This is a genomic window from Pantoea anthophila (assembly GCF_006494375.1).
Taxonomy (GTDB): Bacteria; Pseudomonadota; Gammaproteobacteria; order Enterobacterales; family Enterobacteriaceae; genus Pantoea; species Pantoea anthophila.
Genome location: NZ_VHIZ01000056.1, coordinates 193,282 through 211,211 on the forward strand (window position 1 = coordinate 193,282; position 17,930 = coordinate 211,211).

The window sequence follows — 17,930 nt, forward strand, 5'->3', positions numbered from 1 at the left end:
CAGGGCGTCACTCCCCGACAGGCGTGCAGCATGAGTGATTAAGGTTTCGGCGGCGTGATACCGTCAATCTGCTCTGCCTGGGCACCGGAACCCGGGCGGGCGTTACCGAGAAGCGGTTCGTCACCCAGAATATCGGGCTGCTGTTTCGCGCTGAACTGACCCTGACCATCGTAAGCCGGACCGCTGCTCCAGCGGCCTTCCGGCAGCGGTTTATCCAGTGAGGTGTTCAGGCAGTAGTAGGAGTGTTCCTGCGCCTCATTTTCCTGCGGGAAGCTGTTCGGGATCGGCAGCGAGGCGTTCAGTCCGCCCATCTCCTCAATCACCGCCAGCCACTGCTGCTGGTGCATGGTGTCCCTGGCGATCAGGAACGAGAGGAAATCCTTCATGCCTTTATCTTCGGTCATGTTGTAGAGACGGGTAGCCAGCACGCGACCGGTGGCCTCTGCGGTGACGTTGGCCAGCATATCCGCCGCGACGTTACCGGAGGCGTAAATGTGGCTCATGTCGAACGGCATCCCGTTGGCGTTCACCGGCATTGCGGCCAGGCCGGAAGAGAGAATATGGCGCGGGTTCATGCCACCCAGAATCGCATTAACCACCGGATCTTTCGCGGAGGCTTCCTGGTAAGAGAGGGGGGCACCTTCCAGATTAAGCGCCACGGCGTAGCCCAGCATTTCGATATGGCTCAGCTCTTCGGTGGCGGTTGAGATCAGCAGATCGCGAATCCGCACATCACCGCGTGCGCCCATTGCCTGGAAAAAGTATTGCATCGCTACACGAATTTCACCTTCGACGCCGCCGATGGCCTGCTGTAACAGCATGGCAAACTCTGGATCGGGTTTCTCTACACGAACCGGAAATTGAAGTTTTGATGAATGATGAAACATGATTATTTTCCTCGTCTGTGTTTGCAGGAGATGCAGAAAAAGCCTGGACACAGATATCGGATAAATAAAGCGAACCGAGAGCAATTAACCGCAATTGATGGTGAAATAAGCGGCAAAAATGGTTAAATCTGGCACGATATCTGGCTGTAAGAGAGGGAGGAAAAGAGGGGCCAGAAAGGGGTTTGCAGGACAAAAAAAAGCCCCTTATCAGGGGCAGATTCCGGACAGGAAACGCATCCATGCTAATTCGCGTTCCATCGTAACAGACACAGGTTTTTTAGCTGGCGCTGGCTGCCGGCGCACGCTGCAGAACATGTTCGAGAGCCTGACGGTAAACGTCCTGTTTAACCACGTCACGCTCACTCTCCAGGCGGTTAATCAGGCCCAGCACGACATCTTTATCGGAAACGTGGGCTTTAGCACGGGCGAGTTCAGCATGGACAGCCGCGATAACCTGTTTTTCAGTCGTCAGTGTCTTGCCAGAGTTCATGAAGTAATCAGAAATCTGAGACTCTGTATTCATCGTAGGTTGCATGTCAGGCCTCATAAGAAATTGGGGGTTGATGCGTCGATTCAGATCCGGTGACCGGCAGACGCAAAAAAAAATTGCATCTGAAGGTGGAAATCCACAACACCTTCAGATGCGGTGCAAAGCACCCTTCGTTACAAGTGATTTATCGTCACGCAGTAAAGTTATACAAGAATGAGAAACTTGTACAATGAAATCTGATAAAAGTGTACTGGTCGGAGGTGTTGGCGGGTTGAGTTTTCCGGCAAAATGGCAGAGTTATTTATTTTATATGATTAAATACAAATAGTTAATTTGTTATCCCGGCCAGCGTTGCGGGAAGGGCAAGGCACCCGTTTATTTTGCGGCCACCCGGTAAAAACGTTACAACTGCCTTTTTTACGCCGTTTTTCTCCAGAAACCTGTACAACCTGTACAGGTTTCTGCGGTGCACAGGATCAGCGTGCAACGCGGCTGCTGGAATCCTGACCGTCCGGCCGGCCAGGACGCATAATTCACTTCACACGCCGGAGGCAGAAGACTAAGGTTGACCCCTAATTCATCACAAGGAAACGATCATGGTTCACGACTATTTCGCGATACCGCCTGCGGGCATCACTCAGGAGCAACACAAACGTTCGGTCGCCGTGGCGGCTGCCCTGTCAGTGGCAAAAGAGTCCGTCAGCGCCTCGACCTCGGCTACCGGCTCTAAAGCCTCCTGGGATCTGCAGGCAGTGGCCAATGAAATTGGCAATCTGGCCGACGCGATTCAGGATGCGCTGGAGAGCGACAGCGCGGTTTAAACGCTGACGGCGAGGCCACCGCCGCCGCTGAGACGGAAGAGAACAGGGCGGTGGCAGCGACCCGCACAGCCTGCGAACGGTCACTGTCGGGCACTGCCGGAAAGGGGGTTATCTCATCGCCCCCGGCTCAGACTGAATAGCGTGGCAGAGCCTGTGCGCTGCTTATTTCCTTTCTCCCGACCGCTCCGCTCTTCTTGTTTTTTGCGCACGATCACTCTCTTATCTGACCTCTTTTCATTCCCGGAATGATTCAGCGCACGTGGCTGAACATTCTCTTTTTCTGCCTGCGATAAATGTCCTTCAGCCAGCGTCACCGCATTAAGGCTGTCGCGCGTTGCCGTTTAAAAAAGCGGAATAATCAAGCTGCGTTGCCTGTTTAAATGGCCGCCGGGCGTGATCCGATTGTGCTTAAGTTAAAAAGTCAGCGGGTGAATTTATAAGAAGAATGAATGTAAGTCGCTCTCAGCGTTATTTTATCGCTGCGGAGAAAATCATCTGATTTCGCTTAATATCGCGGCAGCCAGAAAGAAAGATTAAAAAAAGTGTGTGGTTGTCAGGCGCTTTACTTAAAAACACCTCGTTTCGCTTGATTAAAAGGGGGATTCGATATTACTGTATTTATATACAGTAATCCGGAAGAGGAGAACAATGATGGAATTTATCAAACCTGCGGACATACGCGCCGCAATGGCCTTGCCGCTCTATATCGAACGTGTCCCGTGCGGATTTCCCTCCCCGGCGCAGGACTATGTTGAACAGCGTATCGATCTGAATACCCTGATGGTACAGCACCCCAGCGCCACCTATTTTGTCCGGGTCAGCGGCGAATCGATGATAGAGGCGGGCATCAATGATGGTGACATGCTGGTGGTCGACAGCTCTCTCACCGCCGGGCATGGGGACATCGTGGTAGCCGCCGTCGACGGGGAATTTACCGTGAAACGCCTGCAGCTTCATCCCTGCCTGCAACTGATGCCGATGAACACCAAATTTAAGCCCATCGCCATCCAGACTGAAGATGTGCTGGAAGTGTTTGGCGTCGTCACCTTTGTGATTAAATCGACGCACTAAGCATGTTTGCGCTGGCCTGACTGAATGCCGCTATCCGGCAGAAAGCATCGGTGCGCTGATGCAATGAGACAGGCGCGGAGAGCCCGCTTCAGCAGGACTCTCCGCGCCTGTACTAGCCTAGCAAGCACCACGGCACGCGCGTCACAGGCGAGGGCGACATTCATGTCGTGAATTGACCAATCCAGGGGTTATGGGTTTCCTGAGACCAGAGCTGTGACAGCCGTTCCCGGAACTTTTCCGCCGCCGGACTGAGTCCCGTCTCTCTGCGCTGAACCAGGCCCAGCGTGCGTCGGATCACTGGTTCAACCAGCGGACGGCTGACAAGAACAGGGTGTTCATCCATGGGCATCGCCAGGTTCGGCACCACCGCGACACCCAGGCCCGCCTCCACCATACCGAGTGACGTTGAGAGATGTCTGACCTCGTAAAACCAGTCGGGTTTAAAGGTTCCGCCCTCCAGCGCCTGGTCGATCAGCGATCGGTTACCGCTTGAGCGCCGCACACCAATCAGTCTTGAACCCGCCAAATCTTCCCAGGTCACCAGTGGTTTTTGCGCCAGCGGGTGATCGCGCCGGCAGGCGAGAACAAAGGGTTCATTGACTAGCGGGCTAAAATCGATGTTGGGATGTGTGATGTTTATCATATTTATGCCGAAATCTGCGTCGCCATTTAAGACGGCTTCGAGGCAGTCGCTGGCACTGTGTTCCAGAATCCGGATACGAATGTTGGGATAGAGATTGTTAAAATCTCTGATAGCGGAGGGCAGAAAGTAGAACGCCGCCGTGGGCAGGCAGGAGAGGGTAATCACTCCGCTCTGATGTGTTGCCATCTCCTTAATACTGAGAATCGAGCTTTCATAGAAGTCGATTAAATTCTTCGCTTTAGGTAAAAACTCTCTGCCAACCGCCGTAAGCCTGATATTTCTTGTCGTCCGTTCAAATAGCGTTGTTCCCAGGTTCTCCTCCAGTTTCTTAATTCTGCGTGTTAACGCAGGTTGTGAAATGTGAAGAAAGTGCGAGGCTCTTGTGAAACATCCAATTTCTGCAATTTTAACAAATGCTTGTATTCCCTGAAGCTCATGCTGCATGACCGTTCACGCCTTATTGTGATGAAGGTTTAACCACACTAACTCAGTGGGTATCTATGCGCAAAGAGTATTAATGACGCGAATATTGACATTAGAGTTATCGATGGCGCTGTGGAATTTTGATGCTGTTCTTATCACTATCAGAAATGAGAAAACATCATGCTAAAGATTCCTTGCGTACTGATGCGGGGCGGGACATCGAAAGGGCCGGTGATTCTGGCCAGCGATTTACCGGCCAATGTTGAAGAGCGTGACGCTGTGCTGCTGGGGCTGATGGGCGCAGGCCATGAGCTCGAAATTGATGGTATTGGTGGCGGAAGTCCCCAGACGAGCAAGGTGGCGATTGTCAGCCCGTCACAGCACCCGGATGCCGATGTCGATTATCTTTTCGTTCAGGTGATGGTCAACGAGCGACGGGTCGATACCACGCCTAACTGCGGCAATATGCTCTGTGCTGTCGGGCCTTTTGCGATTGAAAAAGGGCTTGTCAGCGCCACCTGTCCCGTCACCACCGTGCGAATTCGTAACCTCAACACCGGCACTCTGGTCGACGCAGAGGTGCAGACGCCTGACGGGCGTGTCACTTATGAAGGCGACACACACATCGACGGGGTTCCCGGCACCGCAGCGCCTCTGGGGCTGACCTTTCTGAATTCGGCCGGCTGTAAGACCGGTAAATTACTGCCTACCGGTAACGTTATCGATCGTATCGATGAGGTCGAGGTGACCTGTATCGATATGGCCATGCCGATGATGCTCATTGATGCGGCTCAGCTGGGAAAAACGGGCTATGAAAAACCGGCAGAGCTGGAAGCGGACCGCGCATTTATGGCGCGCCTGGAGCATCTTCGTCGTCAGGCTGGCCGGGCAATGGGGCTGGGTGACGTCGCTGACAAAGTGATCCCTAAACCTGTCCTGCTGAGCAAACCCCAGGCGGGAGGGACGATTAGCGTTCGTTACTTTATGCCGCATGCCTGCCACCGCTCGCTGGCGATTACCGGGTCGATCGGCATTTCAACCGCAACGCGCATTGAAAACTCTGTCGCTCACCGCGTAATTGCCGGACAGCCAAAGATGCCATACACCAATATTATCGATATTGAACATCCCGGCGGGAAAATTTCCGTTTCATTAACCAATGACAGTCATGAAATAGAAAAAACGCGGGCCGCGGTTATCCGGACATGCCGCAAACTTTTCGAGGGCGTTGTCTGTGTGCCGGATGCTGTCATTCCAGCAGTTATTTAATTACTGACCTCTGATAAAAATAATAGCCGCGCAGGCGAGCTATCGCTTTCTGTACCCTGAAAATAATATTGAGGATGTTATGACTATAACGACCGATAAAAAAACAGACCCCATGAGTGAGGTCAAAGCTGGTGCTTACCTTCGCATCATTCTGGCCCTGGCTTTATCCGGGCTGGCCGAATTAGCCTCGCTGTTCTTTATTCAGCCACTGCTGCCGGTTCTGGCGGTGGAATATGACGTTCCTGTCAGTCAGGTGAGTATTATTCTCTCCGCCGAGACCGCCTTACTGGCGTTCGGTCTGTTATTTACCGGAACGTTATCCGACCATTATGGCAGAAAGCGATTAATCATCGTTTCGCTGCTGGCAGGTGGGATATTGACGCTTCTCTGCCCGCTGGCGCAATCGTGGGCATTGCTGGTTGCTCTGCGCGCCGTTATCGGACTGGCACTCAGTGGTATTGCGGCGGCGGCAACCGCCTATATCAGTGAAGAAGTGGCGCCGGTGGTGGCTGGCGTTGTCACCGGTTACTTTGTGTTTGGCAACTCCATGGGTGGCATGTCCGGGCGTATTATTGCCAGTCAGCTGATTGAACATATTTCTATAAACACCATCTTCTATGGATTTGCCGCCAGCCTCATCGTCGTGGCGATCCTGGTTAATTTCCTGTTGCCCGCCTCACGCAATTTTAAGCCGACTGAAAATCTGAATGTATTGTGTGTGGTGAAGGGCGCGGCGGCACACTTTAAAAATAAAAATCTCTCCAGGGTGTTTATTCTCAGTTTTATTATTTTTGGTGTCTTTACCTCACTCTATAACTATCTGGCTTTTTTCCTGAAGGGCGAACCCTTCAATATTACGCCAGCCAATGCGGGTCTGATCTCCTTCAGCTTTGCCCTGAGTTTCTTTACTGCACCGCAGGCGGGCCGGTTTGCCGAAAAATATGGCAGCATGACGGTACTCAGAATGCTCTTCGCCATGATGGCGCTGGGCATGCTGCTGACGCTGGTGAATAACGTGGCCATCTTTATCGTCGGGGCGGTTATTTTCACGGGCTGTTTCTTTGGCTGTCATGCAATTGGTCTGCGCTGGGTCAGCAAAAATGCCACCCATGCGCGGGGGCAGGCGGTCGCACTCTATCTTTTCTTCTACTACATGGGCGGCTCAGTGATTGGCTTCGTCAACGGCTTTGTCTTCCATGGCACCGGCTGGCACGGAATGACCGCTTTCATTATCGCCCTGCTGGTCGTGGCTGCCGTAGTGGCCACGTCGCTGGCGGGTGGGGAACAAAAAAAGCTGGTGCCCGCCACGCCCGTGAAATAACCCCGTAAACACCTTCACGCCGTCTCTGGCGGCGTGAACCCGGACAGATGTGAACAGAAGAAGCAGGCTCTATTATGAAACTAACCAGCTACAGTCATCACGGCCGTAAAAGCTACGGCATCTTTACCGAGAACGGCATTATCGACCTGGGTAAAAGAATCGGTCATACCTGGCCTGATCTGAAAGCCTTACTGCAGCAGGATGCCATCAACGTTGCCCGGCAATATCAGGATGACCCTGCCGACGTCAGGGTGAGTGAGATTACCTTCCTGCCCGTCATTGAAACACCCGAAAAAATCTTTTGTGTCGGCATGAATTACGCCGAAAAACGTCAGGAGTTTGCTGAAACCAGCGATGCGCCAACCCTGTTTATCCGGTTTCCTGACTCCCAGACCGGGCATGGAACGCCGGTCGTTAAACCGGCCTTATCCAGCGAGTTCGATTACGAAGGGGAGCTGGCCGTGATTATTGGCAAACCGGGCAGCAATATCGCGGTAAGTGAGGCGATGCAGCACGTTGCCGGCTACAGCTGCTATATGGATGGCTCCGTGCGTGACTGGCAGCACGCCTGGTTTACCGCCGGTAAAAACTGGCCGCATACGGGCGCCTTTGGCCCCTGTATGACGACGGCGGATGCCATTCCGGATCCGCATGCTTTGTCAATTCAGACCTGGCTGAATGGCAGGCTGGTACAGAATGATTCCACAGCCAGCATGATCCATAAAATTGCTGACCTGATTAGCTACATTACCACCTTCACTTCACTCAGTGCCGGAGACGTTATTATTACCGGCTCGCCCGGTGGCGTTGGCAAAAAGCGCACGCCGCCCCTCTTTATGTATGAAGGCGACCAGGTCGACGTGGTTATTGAAAATGTCGGGCACCTGACCAACACGATTGTGGAGTCCGATCCGCAGCATCAGCGGCTGGCGTCGTAGTTTCTGCCAGTGACAACGGAATGTGACCCTCAACAGTATTTTCAGGAGTAACCCGATGTATAGCGACCAGGCGCTGACGTTCGAAACGGTTGACACCCGCCACGTTACGCTGCGGGAAGAGATCCGCCTTTTTCTGGCAGGGAATGGATTAGGCATGGATGAGGATATTGAGCAGTTCGTTGTGGCGCGCTGCAAACGGGATCTGGTGGCCTGTGCAGGCATCGCGGGCAATACCTTAAAATGCGTCGCGGTGGAAAGCGGCTGGCGCGGAACCGCACTGGGGCTGAAGATCGTTCATGAAGCGGAGGTGCAGGCTATTCAGAATGGCGAGCATCAGCTCTTTCTCCTGACTACGCCAGAGAGGGTGAAAGCCTTCCGGGGATGCGGATTCTATCCGCTGGTGACGCTGGATAACCGCGCCACGCTGATGGAGAACACGCCGGTCGGCATCGATCACTACTGCAGAAAGCTACGTGCTCATCATCGGGTTCAGGCCGATCACGTTGGCGCGATTGTCATGAATGCCAATCCGTTTACCTCCGGACATCGCTATCTCATTGAGCAGGCTGCACAGTCCTGCGACTGGCTGCATATTTTTGTGGTCGAAGAGGATTTATCGGCGTTCTCCTTTCAGGAACGTTTCGCGATGGTCCAGGCGGGGGCACGGCATATTCCGAATGCCTCGGTTCATCCCGGCTCGCGCTATATTATTTCGCGCGGGACTTTTCCCGGTTATTTTCTGAAAGAGAAGCAGATCGTGAATGACGTCTTCGCTGCCATCGATCTCATCTTATTCCGTCGCTACATTGCGCCTGCGTTAAATATCACACAGCGGTTTGTCGGAACAGAACCCTTTTGCAAAGTTACGGCGCACTATAACCATGCGATGCATAACTGGCTCGAAGATGAGGCGATAATGCCAGACGCCATCATTAACGTGACTGAGATCGCCAGAATAACGGATGAAAATAATCTGCCAATATCGGCTTCTGCGGTAAGGGCGGCATTAAAAAGAAAGGATATGGATGCGGTTAAACGAATGGTGCCCGCCACGACGCTGCCTTTTTTAACCCGGTGGCTGTCACACCACGCTTTTACGCAGCCAGATTATGACCTGGCGAACGTCTGATAAATCAGTATTCAGGAAAATAAAATGAAAATAGTTAAGGCGGCTATTGCCGGCACGCTGGAATCCAGCGACCTGGTGGTTAAAGTCAGCCCCGGTGAAGAGGGGCTGGAAATTACGATCCGCAGTGAAGTTTTTAAACAGTTTGGCGAACAGATTGCTGCCGTGGTGAAAGAAACGCTGGCGGCACTTAATGTGACCCAGGGGGAAATTGTTATTGAAGATAAAGGGGCGCTGGATTGCGTTATTCGCGCCAGACTGCAGGCGGCAATATTGCGTGGCGCAGATCGCACCGATATCGTGTGGGAAAAAATATCATGAAAAAATTACGTCGCAGCATGCTTTTTTTACCCGGTTCAAGTGCCGCCATGCTCTCCACGGCTTTTATTTATCGCCCCGATTCAATCATGTTTGATCTGGAAGATGCCGTTTCATTAAAAGAGAAAGACAGCGCGCGGCTGCTGGTTTTTCATGCTTTACAGCACCCGATGTATAAAGAGATCGAAACGGTGGTCAGAATTAATCCGCTGAATACCCCCTTTGGGCTGAAAGATGTTGAAGCGGCGGTTCGGGGCGGCGCGGATGTTATTCGCTTACCGAAAACAGATACGCCGGATGATATTGATCAGCTGGAAAGTGAAATTGCCCGCATTGAGGCGGAATGTGGCCGTCCGGTGGGGTCAACAAAACTGATGGCAGCGATTGAATCGGCTGTCGGCGTGATTAATGCGGTCGCTATCGCCAAAGCATCGCCGCGTTTAATGGGCATCGCGCTGGCGGCCTTTGATTACGTGATGGATATGCAGACGGAGCGGGGCGACGGCGCCGAACTTTTTTATGCGCGCTGTGCGGTATTGCATGCGGCGCGTGGCGCAGGGATCGATGCGTTTGATGTGGTCTATGCCGACATTGATGATGAGGCGGGTTTTTTAAAAGAGGTGGAGCTGATTAAACGTCTGGGATTTAACGGCAAGTCGCTGATCAATCCCCGGCAGATTGAGATCGTACACAACGCCTACGCGCCCACGCAGGAAGAAGTTGATTACGCAGAGCGCGTGATTGCTGCAGCAGAAGAGGGGGATCGTCAGGGGCTGGGCGTGGTGTCGCTGAACGGAAAAATGATTGATGCGCCGATTATCAACCATGCCCGCGTCGTCCTTGACCGTAAAAACGCCTCCGGCGTCCGTCAGTAGCCCTTCCGCCCCGACTAACAGGATGAAATGATGAGCCATTTAACCCGAGCACTCCAGGCCCTCTCCGGCAGCGCATATCAGTATGAACGCTTTACCGGTGCCCATACCCACACCCCGCACCTCGCCGATCTCCGGCAGAAATATCAGCGCAAACTTTTCGACAGTATTGATGACGTTTTAGAACGCTGCGAACTGCGTGATGGGATGACCGTCTCGTTTCATCACGCCTTCCGTGAAGGGGATAAGGTGATTAATTACGTCATGGACAAGCTGGCCGAAAAAGGCCTCAGAGGGCTGACGCTGGCCTCGAGTTCGTTAATGACCTGCAACGCGCCGCTGATCGAACACATCAAAGCGGGCGTCGTGACCAAAATCTACACCTCCGGCATGCGTGGTGAACTCGCCGAGGCGATTTCACATGGACTGATGGCGGAACCGGTAGAGATCCACTCGCATGGCGGCCGGGTTCATCTGATTGAGAAAGGGGAAATCAGCATCGATATCGCCTTTTTAGCGGTCTCCTGCTGCGACGAGTATGGCAATGCCAGCGGCAGCGGTGGGGCATCCCGCTGCGGTTCGCTGGGGTATGCGATGGTGGATGCCAGATATGCCAGAAAGGTGGTGCTGCTGACGGAAAGCATTGAGCCGTTTCCCCTGATGCCCGCCAGTCTGACCCAGGATCAGGTGGATTACATTGTCAGAATCGACAGCGTCGGCGATCCGGCAAAAATCAGTGTCGGCGCTGCCCGCGTCACCAGTAATCCGCGTGAACTGATGATTGCGCGCTCGGCTGCCGACGTGATTGAGCACTCCGGCTATTTCCGCGACGGCTTTTCGCTGCAAACCGGTTCGGGTGCCGCCTCGACAGCCTGCACCCGTTTCCTGGAATCACGCATGCGTAAACAGAACATTGTGGCCAGTTTTGCTCTGGGCGGCATTACCGGCACCCTTGTGGATCTGCATGAAAAGGGACTGATTAAAACACTGCTGGATACGCAGAGTTTTGATGGGGTTGCCGGCGCCTCGCTGGCGAAAAATCCGCATCACGTTGAAATCTCAACCAGCGTGTATGCCAACCCCTCCGCCAAAGCCGCCTGCTGCGATCGTGTCGATATTGTCATCCTGAGCGCGCTGGAAATCGATACAGATTTCAATGTGAACGTGCTGACCGGTTCCGACGGCGTGATGCGCGGGGCATCCGGCGGCCATTGTGACGTGGCCGCCGCGGCGAATCTGACCATCGTGGTGGCTCCGCTGATCCGCAGCCGTATTCCGACCGTCGTTCGTCAGGTCACCACACGGGTGACACCGGGAGAGAGCGTCGATGTTCTGGTCACCGATCACGGGATTGCCGTCAATCCCGCCCGACAGGAGGTGAAGGCCCGCCTGATGGCTGCGGGTCTGCCGGTGGTCGATATCGACACGCTTTATCAGCGCGCGCTGCTCATCTCGGGCGAGCCAAAGCCCATTGCGTTTACCTCCCGCATCGTCGGGGTGGTGCGCTATCGCGATGGCAGCGTCATCGACGTGGTCAGGCAGGTGAAAGCGTGAACCGTGTTGTGGCCCCGGCATCGTGCAGGCGTCTGGTGCTTGACGATGTGCTGAACGCCAGAGAGGCGCGCGCGCGTCGGCAGCAGGCGTGGCTGTGCCAGTATGGGCAGCCGGTGATTTCAGCCACGCTCGTCTGGCCGGGGGAGGTCAAAGATACCCCGCTTGCCCGGCAGGTCATGGCTGAGGCGAAAGAGGCGATTAATCAGCGGCTGCAACAGCACCGATGGCGGATCGCCAGGCAGGAGGCGGCTTTTCCCGTCACCGGCCCGGAGGCGCTCTGGTCCGTGTCGTCACCCGCCTGGATGATCAAGCATGTCATGGCCGATCTGGAGGATAACCATCCTCTTGGGCGTTTATGGGACATTGATGTCTTTTGTCCCACTGCGGGCCTGATCAAGCGCAGTGCAATACATCAGCCGATGCGCAGATGCTTTCTCTGTCATGAACCCGCCCACGTCTGCTCCCGTATGCGCCGCCATGCCCAGGATGAACTGGCGCAGAGAATTGAGGAGATAACCTATGACTATTTCAGCGGTCAGCGTTCAGTCTGAGCGCGCCGGGGATATCGCCTGGCTGGCCGCAGAGGCGATGGTCAAAGAGGTGAAGCTGACCCCCAAGCCGGGGCTGGTGGATCGCCGGAATAATGGGGCGCATAGCGACATGAATTTCATGCTCTTTATGGCCAGTATTCGCGCCGTCTCACCCTGGTTTCCCCGTTTTTATGCCCAGGGGGTTGCCACCGCCGGTTTGCCCGCTTCCCAGACGTTACGGGCAATCAGACCCACGGGGCTGGCCTGTGAGCAGGCGATGTTTAAGGCTACGGGAGGCATCAATACTCATAAAGGCGGAATTTTCTCTCTGGGACTACTGTGCGCTGCCGCAGGCCGGCTCGCTAAAAACGCGATAAGGCTCAGCCAGCACAGCCTCTGTCGGGAAATCCGCGCGATGTGCGCAGGTCTGGTCGGCAACGAACTCAGCAACCCCGGTCAGGCAAAAACCCAAGGCGAACAGATTTTTCAGGCGTTCGGATTAACTGGCGCGCGCGGTGAGGCGGAGAAGGGCTTTGACACCGTCAGGCGATATGGTCTGCCGCAGTGGGAAAACGTCCTGCGTGCGGGGGGATCGGAAGAGGAGGCCCTGCTCAGGATGCTGCTGGCTTTAATCGCCGCCAATCCCGACACCAATCTGGTTTCGCGGGGCGGTATGCGGGGACTGAGCTATGCCCGGCGCTACGCCACCCGACTCCTGAAAATCAGGGATCTCTCCGGTGAAACGCTCACAAAGGCGCTGAAACATATGGATAACGCCTTCATTCAGAAAAATATCAGTCCGGGAGGCAGCGCAGATCTTCTGGCGGTGGGGTGGCTCCTTTCCCATTATCCGGCGTCATGAAACCGCATGAACAGGGCGAGGAAAAAAGAATGATGACGCAACGGCTGCACCAGCTGAGCGAGCGGTTCACGGTGATTCTGGTGCCGGGGGTGCGCGACAGTGATGAAAGTCACTGGCAAAGCTGCTGGCATCGGCGTTTTCCTCACTGGAAACGGATACGTCAGCGAAACTGGCTGGCGCCCGATATTGATGGCTGGATCGCAGCGATACGACGGGAGCGCTTATGTGGCCAGCGCCCGGCGATTCTGGTCGGACACAGTTTTGGCGCGCTCGCCGCCTGCCGTCTGGTTCAGACGCAGACGCTGCCCGTGGCTGGCATCATGCTGGTTGCGCCCGCAGAGCCCGCGCTGTTCGGACTGGAGGAGCAGGTGCTGCCGGAAAAACTGCCCGTTCCCGGCGTGATGTTTGTCAGCCACAACGATCCCCTCATGCCATTTAAACGCGCCCGGTTCTGGGCGGAATGCTGGGGTGCACACCTTATCGACCTGGGTGACGCCGGGCACATTAATAGCGCGGCCGGCTTTGGGGAGTGGGAATTTGGCCTGGTGCAACTGGCCGCATTTGGCGAAGGCCTTGAGACCGATAATTAAAAGCAGAATTACGCACACTCTTTACTTCACGCAATTCAGACAGGTGATGTCTGTTTCGGAGAAACTATGTCAGACAGCTACAGTAAGCATGTACAGGAACGTGCTTTAAAAAATCTTCCTCCTGAGCCGCTTAATGCCGGGCAAACCCGCGCGTTAATTGATGCGCTGATATGTGCAGAGGGTGACGATAAAAACAGGCTCCTGGAGCGGTTAGCCCATTGCGTTCCGCCCGGCGTCGATCCGGCAGCCAGCGTTAAAGCGGATTTTCTTTATCAGCAGATTAAAACCGGTGACCAGGCGGGCATCATTCCGCCTCAGCAGGCGATTGAACTGCTGGGCACCATGCAGGGTGGATACAATATTCAGCCGCTGATCGATCTGCTGGATGACCCCCAATGGGCGAGCTGCGCGGCGCAACAGCTGAGTCACACCCTGCTTATTTTTGAAAAATTTAACGATGTGGCTGAAAAAGCGCAGCAGGGGAATCACCCTGCACAGGCGGTGATGCAGTCATGGGCGCGGGGCGAATGGTTTACACGCCGCCCGGCACTCCCGGAGACGATGACGCTCAACGTCTTCCGTGTCACCGGTGAAACCAATACAGATGACCTGTCTCCCGCGCCTGAGGCATGGTCACGTCCCGATATTCCGCTGCATGCGCTCTCTATGTTGAGCCATCCGCGCGAGGGGGTGGAGCCGGATGAGCCTGGCAACCGGGGGCCGATGACGCAGCTGGCGACACTGAAGCTGCAGGGCTATCCACTGGTCTACGTCGGGGATGTAGTGGGAACCGGCTCGTCGCGAAAATCGGCCACCAATTCGCTTCTGTGGCATATCGGCAGGGATATCCCCTGGGTGCCCAATAAACGCAACGGCGGCGTGGTGTTTGGCGGAAAAATTGCCCCCATCTTTTTCAACACGCTTGAGGACTCGGGCGCACTGCCTGTCGAAATGGACGTCTCCGGCCTGAAGACGGGCATGCTGATCGACCTTTATCCTTACCGGGGCGAAGTGCGCGACCACGCCAGCCAGCAGCTGATCACCCGATTCACGCTGAAAACGGCGGTGCTGCCTGACGAAGTGCGTGCGGGCGGGCGTATTCCGCTGATCATTGGCCGAAGCCTGACGGCCAGAGCACGGGAGTGGCTGGGACTGCCGCCTTCCGACCTCTTCCGGCAGCCTGAAGCCCCCGTACCGTCCACGGCAGGTTTTACCCTGGCGCAAAAAATAGTGGGAAGAGCCTGTGGTGTGGCGGGCGTGCGGCCCGGCCAGTATTGCGAACCTAAAATCACCACGGTCGGTTCGCAGGATACCACCGGCGGCATGACGCGCGATGAGCTGACCGATCTCGCCTGCCTGCGCTTTTCCACCGACCTGTTCATGCAATCGTTCTGTCACACGTCGGCGTACCCTAAACCGGTTGATGTGAAGCTGCATGAGACACTGCCAGAGTTTATCAGCCAGCGGAATGGCGTCGCGCTCAGACCCGGCGATGGCATCATTCACTCCTGGCTTAATCGCATGCTGATCCCCGATACGGTCGGCACCGGCGCAGACTCTCACACCCGTTTCCCATTAGGGATCTCATTTCCGGGCGGCTCCGGTCTGGTCGCCTTTGCCGCAGCAACCGGCATTATGCCGCTGGATATGCCGGAGTCGGTGCTGGTGCGTTTCACCGGCGACATGCAGAAAGGGATCACCCTGCGTGACCTGGTTCACGCCATCCCGCTTTATGCCATCCGACAGGGATTGCTGACGGTAGAGAAGAAAAACAAGATCAACATTTTCTCCGGCCGGATTCTGGAAATCGAAGGGCTGAGCAGCCTGAAAGCCGAACAGGCTTTCGAACTGGCGGATGCGTCGGCTGAACGCTCTGCGGCGGCCTGTGTGTTGCGTCTGGAAGAGGAGAATGTGGCGGAGTTTCTGCGTTCGGATATTGCGCTGCTGCGCTGGATGATAGAGCAGGGCTATCAGCACGCCGGGACCCTGGCGCGACGGATTGCAGAGATGGAAGCCTGGCTGGCTAACCCGTCGCTGCTGGTGGCCGACCAGGATGCTGAGTATGCGGCCATAATCGAGATAGACCTCACAGAAATCACCGAACCAATTGTCTGTGCGCCGGATGATCCGGATGATGCCCGCCTGTTGTCAGAGGTGGCCGGTTCGCCAGTTGAGGAGGTGTTCATTGGCTCCTGCATGACCAATATTGGCCATTTTCGTGCGGTCGGTAAACTTCTGTCGGACGTGAAGGATCTGCCTGCCAGGCTCTGGCTGGCGCCGCCAACGAAAATGGATGCGCAGCAGCTCTCCCGCGAAGGCTACTTTAACCGGTTTATTCAGGCGGGTGCCCGAATCGAACCTGCTGGCTGTTCTCTCTGTATGGGGAATCAGGCCCGGGTGCGGCAGGGCAGCCATGCTGTTTCAACCTCGACCCGTAACTTCCCGCATCGCCTGGGAACGGATGCCCGTGTTTTTCTGGCGTCGGCTGAACTGAGCGCGGTGGCGGCGATGATGGGCAAAATGCCGACGGTGGAGCAGTATCTTCGGCAGATGGAGAAGATTCACCCGCACCACGACGAGACGTATCGCTATCTTAATTTCGACCAGTTACCGCACTATCGGTCTGCGCACGATGAAAAGAGGGTGATTAAAACGTTTGCCGGGCAGAACCTGTAATCCGTGACGTTTAATCTAAGCGTGTGAGCCGCATCCGGGCAGACAGCAGAGGCAGAGTGTGACGTTTCTGTTGTTCCGGGTGCGGCACACAGGGAGGTGTATGTTGACCGCAAAAACCACAAAAATAGCGTTGCTCATTTTTATCCTTCTCTTACCCCTGGTTTTGCCGCCGCCCACAGGGTTAACCCGGGAGGCCGCGATACTGGCCGGGATCTATCTCGCGGCGATTGTCGGGTTGATCAGCAAGCCTTACCCTGAACCGGTCATCATGCTGTTCGCCGTGGCGCTCTCCTGTCTTGCCATCGCCCGGTTTGACGACTCTCCGGTGAAATCGCTGGATGTGCTGAGCGGCTATGCCTCCGGCACGACGTGGCTGGTGTTCAGCGCCTTTACATTGAGTGCAGCCTTTGTAACCACCGGACTGGGCCGGCGTCTGGCGTACGGGTTTATCCTGAAATTTGGCTCGACCACATTGCGACTCGGCTATGTCACCGCACTGCTGGACGTCATTCTGGCACCAGCGACGCCCTCTAACACCGCCCGCGCCGGCGGGGTCGTCTTTCCCATCATTAACAGCATCGCGCTGGTCTTAGGCTCCACGCCAGGCGAGACGCCGCGTAAAGCCGGGCGGTTTCTGATGGTGAATGTTTACATGGTCACCAAAACCACCAGCTACATGTTTCTTACCGCTTTCGCGGGCAATGCCTTAGCCCTCCAGTTAATTTCTGACATTTTTCACATTCAGATTAGCTGGGGTGGCTGGGCGCTGGCTGGCGTGCCGCTGGGGCTGCTGATGCTGGCGCTGATCCCCTTCCTGACCTATAAAATCGTGCGTCCGGAATTAAAAAAATTAGACAACGTTCACATCGCCACGGCCGGTCTGCAGGCGCTGGGGCCAATGAGTCCGAAAGAGAAAGGGCTTATCGTGGTGTTTATTGCCGCCCTGCTGGGATGGATCTTTTCCCGCCATCTGGGGTTAAACGAATCGGCGGTTGCCGTTATCGCGATGGTGGCTGCCCTGATCTTTAACATCATCAGCTGGAATGATGTGCTGCAGAATAAGGGGGGCTGGAATACCCTGATTTGGTACGGCGGCATTATCGGACTCAGCACGACGTTAAGCAAAGAGGGGATTTTTCACTGGCTGGCAGAGGTGATGTCGGCACACCTGAACTTTCTGGGGCCGGAAAACAGCACGATTATCATCATTGTCCTGCTGAGCCTGGCGGTACGCTATCTGTTCGCCTCAGGCGGTGCCTATGTGGCCGCGATGGTGCCGGTGTTAGCCACGGTGGGACTGGTCACCGGCGCGGCACCCGTCCTGCTTGCGCTGGCGATCCTCTTTTCTAACTCCTATGGCGGTAGCCTGACGCACTATGGCGGCGCGGCAGGCCCGATTATCTTTGCCGCGGGCTACAACGACATTAAATCGTGGTGGATCACGGGAACGGTGATTACCCTGTTAACCTTTATCCTGCATATGCTCATCGGCCTTCCCTGGTGGAGCTTCCTTTTGCAGCACGGCCTGCTGTAAACACG

Annotated in this window: 17 protein-coding genes; 14 read left to right on the forward strand and 3 right to left on the reverse strand. The window is 55.3% G+C overall.

Annotated features, from left to right (window positions below; translation table 11 throughout):
- Positions 1-38 precede the first annotated feature (38 nt).
- Entirely contained in the window at positions 39-887 is an 849-nt protein-coding gene (locus tag FJW00_RS18200) for a manganese catalase family protein (protein ID WP_009090415.1), read from the reverse strand.
- A 277-nt stretch (positions 888-1,164) separates the two neighbouring features.
- Positions 1,165-1,422, reverse strand: a complete 258-nt coding sequence (locus tag FJW00_RS18205; protein ID WP_033736266.1) for a biofilm development regulator YmgB/AriR family protein — start codon at positions 1,420-1,422, stop codon at positions 1,165-1,167.
- Positions 1,423-1,973: 551 nt separating this feature from the next.
- Between FJW00_RS18205 and FJW00_RS18210 the strand changes: the two genes are divergently transcribed.
- Together FJW00_RS18210 and umuD are read left to right on the forward strand one after the other, a co-directional pair.
- Positions 1,974-2,198, forward strand: coding sequence for a hypothetical protein (locus FJW00_RS18210; protein WP_009090413.1), 225 nt, complete (start codon positions 1,974-1,976; stop codon positions 2,196-2,198).
- A gap of 651 nt (positions 2,199-2,849) precedes the next feature.
- Positions 2,850-3,269 (forward strand): translesion error-prone DNA polymerase V autoproteolytic subunit, encoded by a 420-nt coding sequence (gene umuD / locus FJW00_RS18215; RefSeq protein ID WP_009090412.1) that lies wholly within the window; start codon positions 2,850-2,852, stop codon positions 3,267-3,269.
- Between the two features lie 160 nt (positions 3,270-3,429).
- On the opposite strand, the gene FJW00_RS18220 is transcribed toward umuD, so the two are convergent.
- A complete protein-coding gene (locus tag FJW00_RS18220) occupies positions 3,430-4,356 on the reverse strand; it encodes a LysR family transcriptional regulator (RefSeq protein ID WP_033736264.1) in 927 nt (308 codons plus the stop codon).
- Between the two features lie 159 nt (positions 4,357-4,515).
- Between FJW00_RS18220 and FJW00_RS18225 the strand changes: the two genes are divergently transcribed.
- From FJW00_RS18225 to FJW00_RS18280, 12 genes are all read left to right on the forward strand, one after another.
- On the forward strand, positions 4,516-5,604 hold the full coding sequence (locus FJW00_RS18225; protein WP_140925235.1) for a 4-oxalomesaconate tautomerase: 1,089 nt from the start codon (positions 4,516-4,518) through the stop codon (positions 5,602-5,604).
- A gap of 79 nt (positions 5,605-5,683) precedes the next feature.
- The gene (locus FJW00_RS18230) at positions 5,684-6,925 is read left to right on the forward strand and encodes an MFS transporter (protein WP_140925237.1); all 1,242 of its coding nucleotides are present in this window, start codon (positions 5,684-5,686) and stop codon (positions 6,923-6,925) included.
- A gap of 74 nt (positions 6,926-6,999) precedes the next feature.
- Positions 7,000-7,863, forward strand: coding sequence for a fumarylacetoacetate hydrolase family protein (locus FJW00_RS18235; RefSeq protein ID WP_140925239.1), 864 nt, complete (start codon positions 7,000-7,002; stop codon positions 7,861-7,863).
- A 55-nt stretch (positions 7,864-7,918) separates the two neighbouring features.
- On the forward strand, positions 7,919-8,992 hold the full coding sequence (citC, locus tag FJW00_RS18240) for a [citrate (pro-3S)-lyase] ligase (RefSeq protein ID WP_140925241.1): 1,074 nt from the start codon (positions 7,919-7,921) through the stop codon (positions 8,990-8,992).
- Positions 8,993-9,016: 24 nt separating this feature from the next.
- Complete coding sequence (gene citD, locus FJW00_RS18245) at positions 9,017-9,310, forward strand: citrate lyase acyl carrier protein (protein WP_009090400.1); 294 nt, start codon at positions 9,017-9,019, stop codon at positions 9,308-9,310.
- On the forward strand, positions 9,307-10,182 hold the full coding sequence (gene citE, locus FJW00_RS18250; RefSeq protein WP_009090399.1) for a citrate (pro-3S)-lyase subunit beta: 876 nt from the start codon (positions 9,307-9,309) through the stop codon (positions 10,180-10,182). Before citD ends, citE begins: the two co-directional genes overlap by 4 nt.
- A 30-nt stretch (positions 10,183-10,212) precedes the next feature.
- Entirely contained in the window at positions 10,213-11,733 is a 1,521-nt protein-coding gene (gene citF, locus FJW00_RS18255) for a citrate lyase subunit alpha (protein ID WP_140925243.1), read from the forward strand.
- On the forward strand, positions 11,730-12,284 hold the full coding sequence (gene citX / locus FJW00_RS18260) for a citrate lyase holo-[acyl-carrier protein] synthase (RefSeq protein WP_140925245.1): 555 nt from the start codon (positions 11,730-11,732) through the stop codon (positions 12,282-12,284). The genes citF and citX overlap by 4 nt, the downstream gene beginning before the upstream one ends.
- Positions 12,253-13,125 (forward strand): triphosphoribosyl-dephospho-CoA synthase CitG, encoded by an 873-nt coding sequence (gene citG, locus FJW00_RS18265; RefSeq protein ID WP_140925247.1) that lies wholly within the window; start codon positions 12,253-12,255, stop codon positions 13,123-13,125. Before citX ends, citG begins: the two co-directional genes overlap by 32 nt.
- 29 nt (positions 13,126-13,154) lie before the next feature.
- Positions 13,155-13,715: an RBBP9/YdeN family alpha/beta hydrolase gene (locus FJW00_RS18270; RefSeq protein WP_140925249.1), complete on the forward strand. Its 561-nt coding sequence runs from the start codon at positions 13,155-13,157 to the stop codon at positions 13,713-13,715.
- 66 nt (positions 13,716-13,781) lie between these two features.
- Complete coding sequence (gene acnB / locus FJW00_RS18275) at positions 13,782-16,391, forward strand: bifunctional aconitate hydratase 2/2-methylisocitrate dehydratase (RefSeq protein WP_140925251.1); 2,610 nt, start codon at positions 13,782-13,784, stop codon at positions 16,389-16,391.
- 100 nt (positions 16,392-16,491) lie between these two features.
- The gene (locus tag FJW00_RS18280; protein WP_140925253.1) at positions 16,492-17,925 is read left to right on the forward strand and encodes an anion permease; all 1,434 of its coding nucleotides are present in this window, start codon (positions 16,492-16,494) and stop codon (positions 17,923-17,925) included.
- Positions 17,926-17,930 lie beyond the last annotated feature (5 nt).

Bases quoted from the DNA above. Each gene is read 5' to 3' on its own strand.
- umuD (WP_009090412.1), top strand. From the start codon at position 2,850: ATGGAATTTATCAAACCTGCGGACATACGCGCCGCAATGGCCTTGCCG.
- citE (WP_009090399.1), top strand. From the start codon at position 9,307: ATGAAAAAATTACGTCGCAGCATGCTTTTTTTACCCGGTTCAAGTGCC.
- FJW00_RS18220 (WP_033736264.1), bottom strand. From the start codon at position 4,356: ATGCAGCATGAGCTTCAGGGAATACAAGCATTTGTTAAAATTGCAGAA.
- FJW00_RS18225 (WP_140925235.1), top strand. From the start codon at position 4,516: ATGCTAAAGATTCCTTGCGTACTGATGCGGGGCGGGACATCGAAAGGG.
- citD (WP_009090400.1), top strand. From the start codon at position 9,017: ATGAAAATAGTTAAGGCGGCTATTGCCGGCACGCTGGAATCCAGCGAC.
- FJW00_RS18270 (WP_140925249.1), top strand. From the start codon at position 13,155: ATGATGACGCAACGGCTGCACCAGCTGAGCGAGCGGTTCACGGTGATT.
- acnB (WP_140925251.1), top strand. From the start codon at position 13,782: ATGTCAGACAGCTACAGTAAGCATGTACAGGAACGTGCTTTAAAAAAT.
- FJW00_RS18280 (WP_140925253.1), top strand. From the start codon at position 16,492: ATGTTGACCGCAAAAACCACAAAAATAGCGTTGCTCATTTTTATCCTT.
- citG (WP_140925247.1), top strand. From the start codon at position 12,253: ATGACTATTTCAGCGGTCAGCGTTCAGTCTGAGCGCGCCGGGGATATC.
- FJW00_RS18235 (WP_140925239.1), top strand. From the start codon at position 7,000: ATGAAACTAACCAGCTACAGTCATCACGGCCGTAAAAGCTACGGCATC.
- FJW00_RS18230 (WP_140925237.1), top strand. From the start codon at position 5,684: ATGACTATAACGACCGATAAAAAAACAGACCCCATGAGTGAGGTCAAA.
- FJW00_RS18200 (WP_009090415.1), bottom strand. From the start codon at position 887: ATGTTTCATCATTCATCAAAACTTCAATTTCCGGTTCGTGTAGAGAAA.
- citC (WP_140925241.1), top strand. From the start codon at position 7,919: ATGTATAGCGACCAGGCGCTGACGTTCGAAACGGTTGACACCCGCCAC.
- FJW00_RS18205 (WP_033736266.1), bottom strand. From the start codon at position 1,422: ATGCAACCTACGATGAATACAGAGTCTCAGATTTCTGATTACTTCATG.
- FJW00_RS18210 (WP_009090413.1), top strand. From the start codon at position 1,974: ATGGTTCACGACTATTTCGCGATACCGCCTGCGGGCATCACTCAGGAG.
- citF (WP_140925243.1), top strand. From the start codon at position 10,213: ATGAGCCATTTAACCCGAGCACTCCAGGCCCTCTCCGGCAGCGCATAT.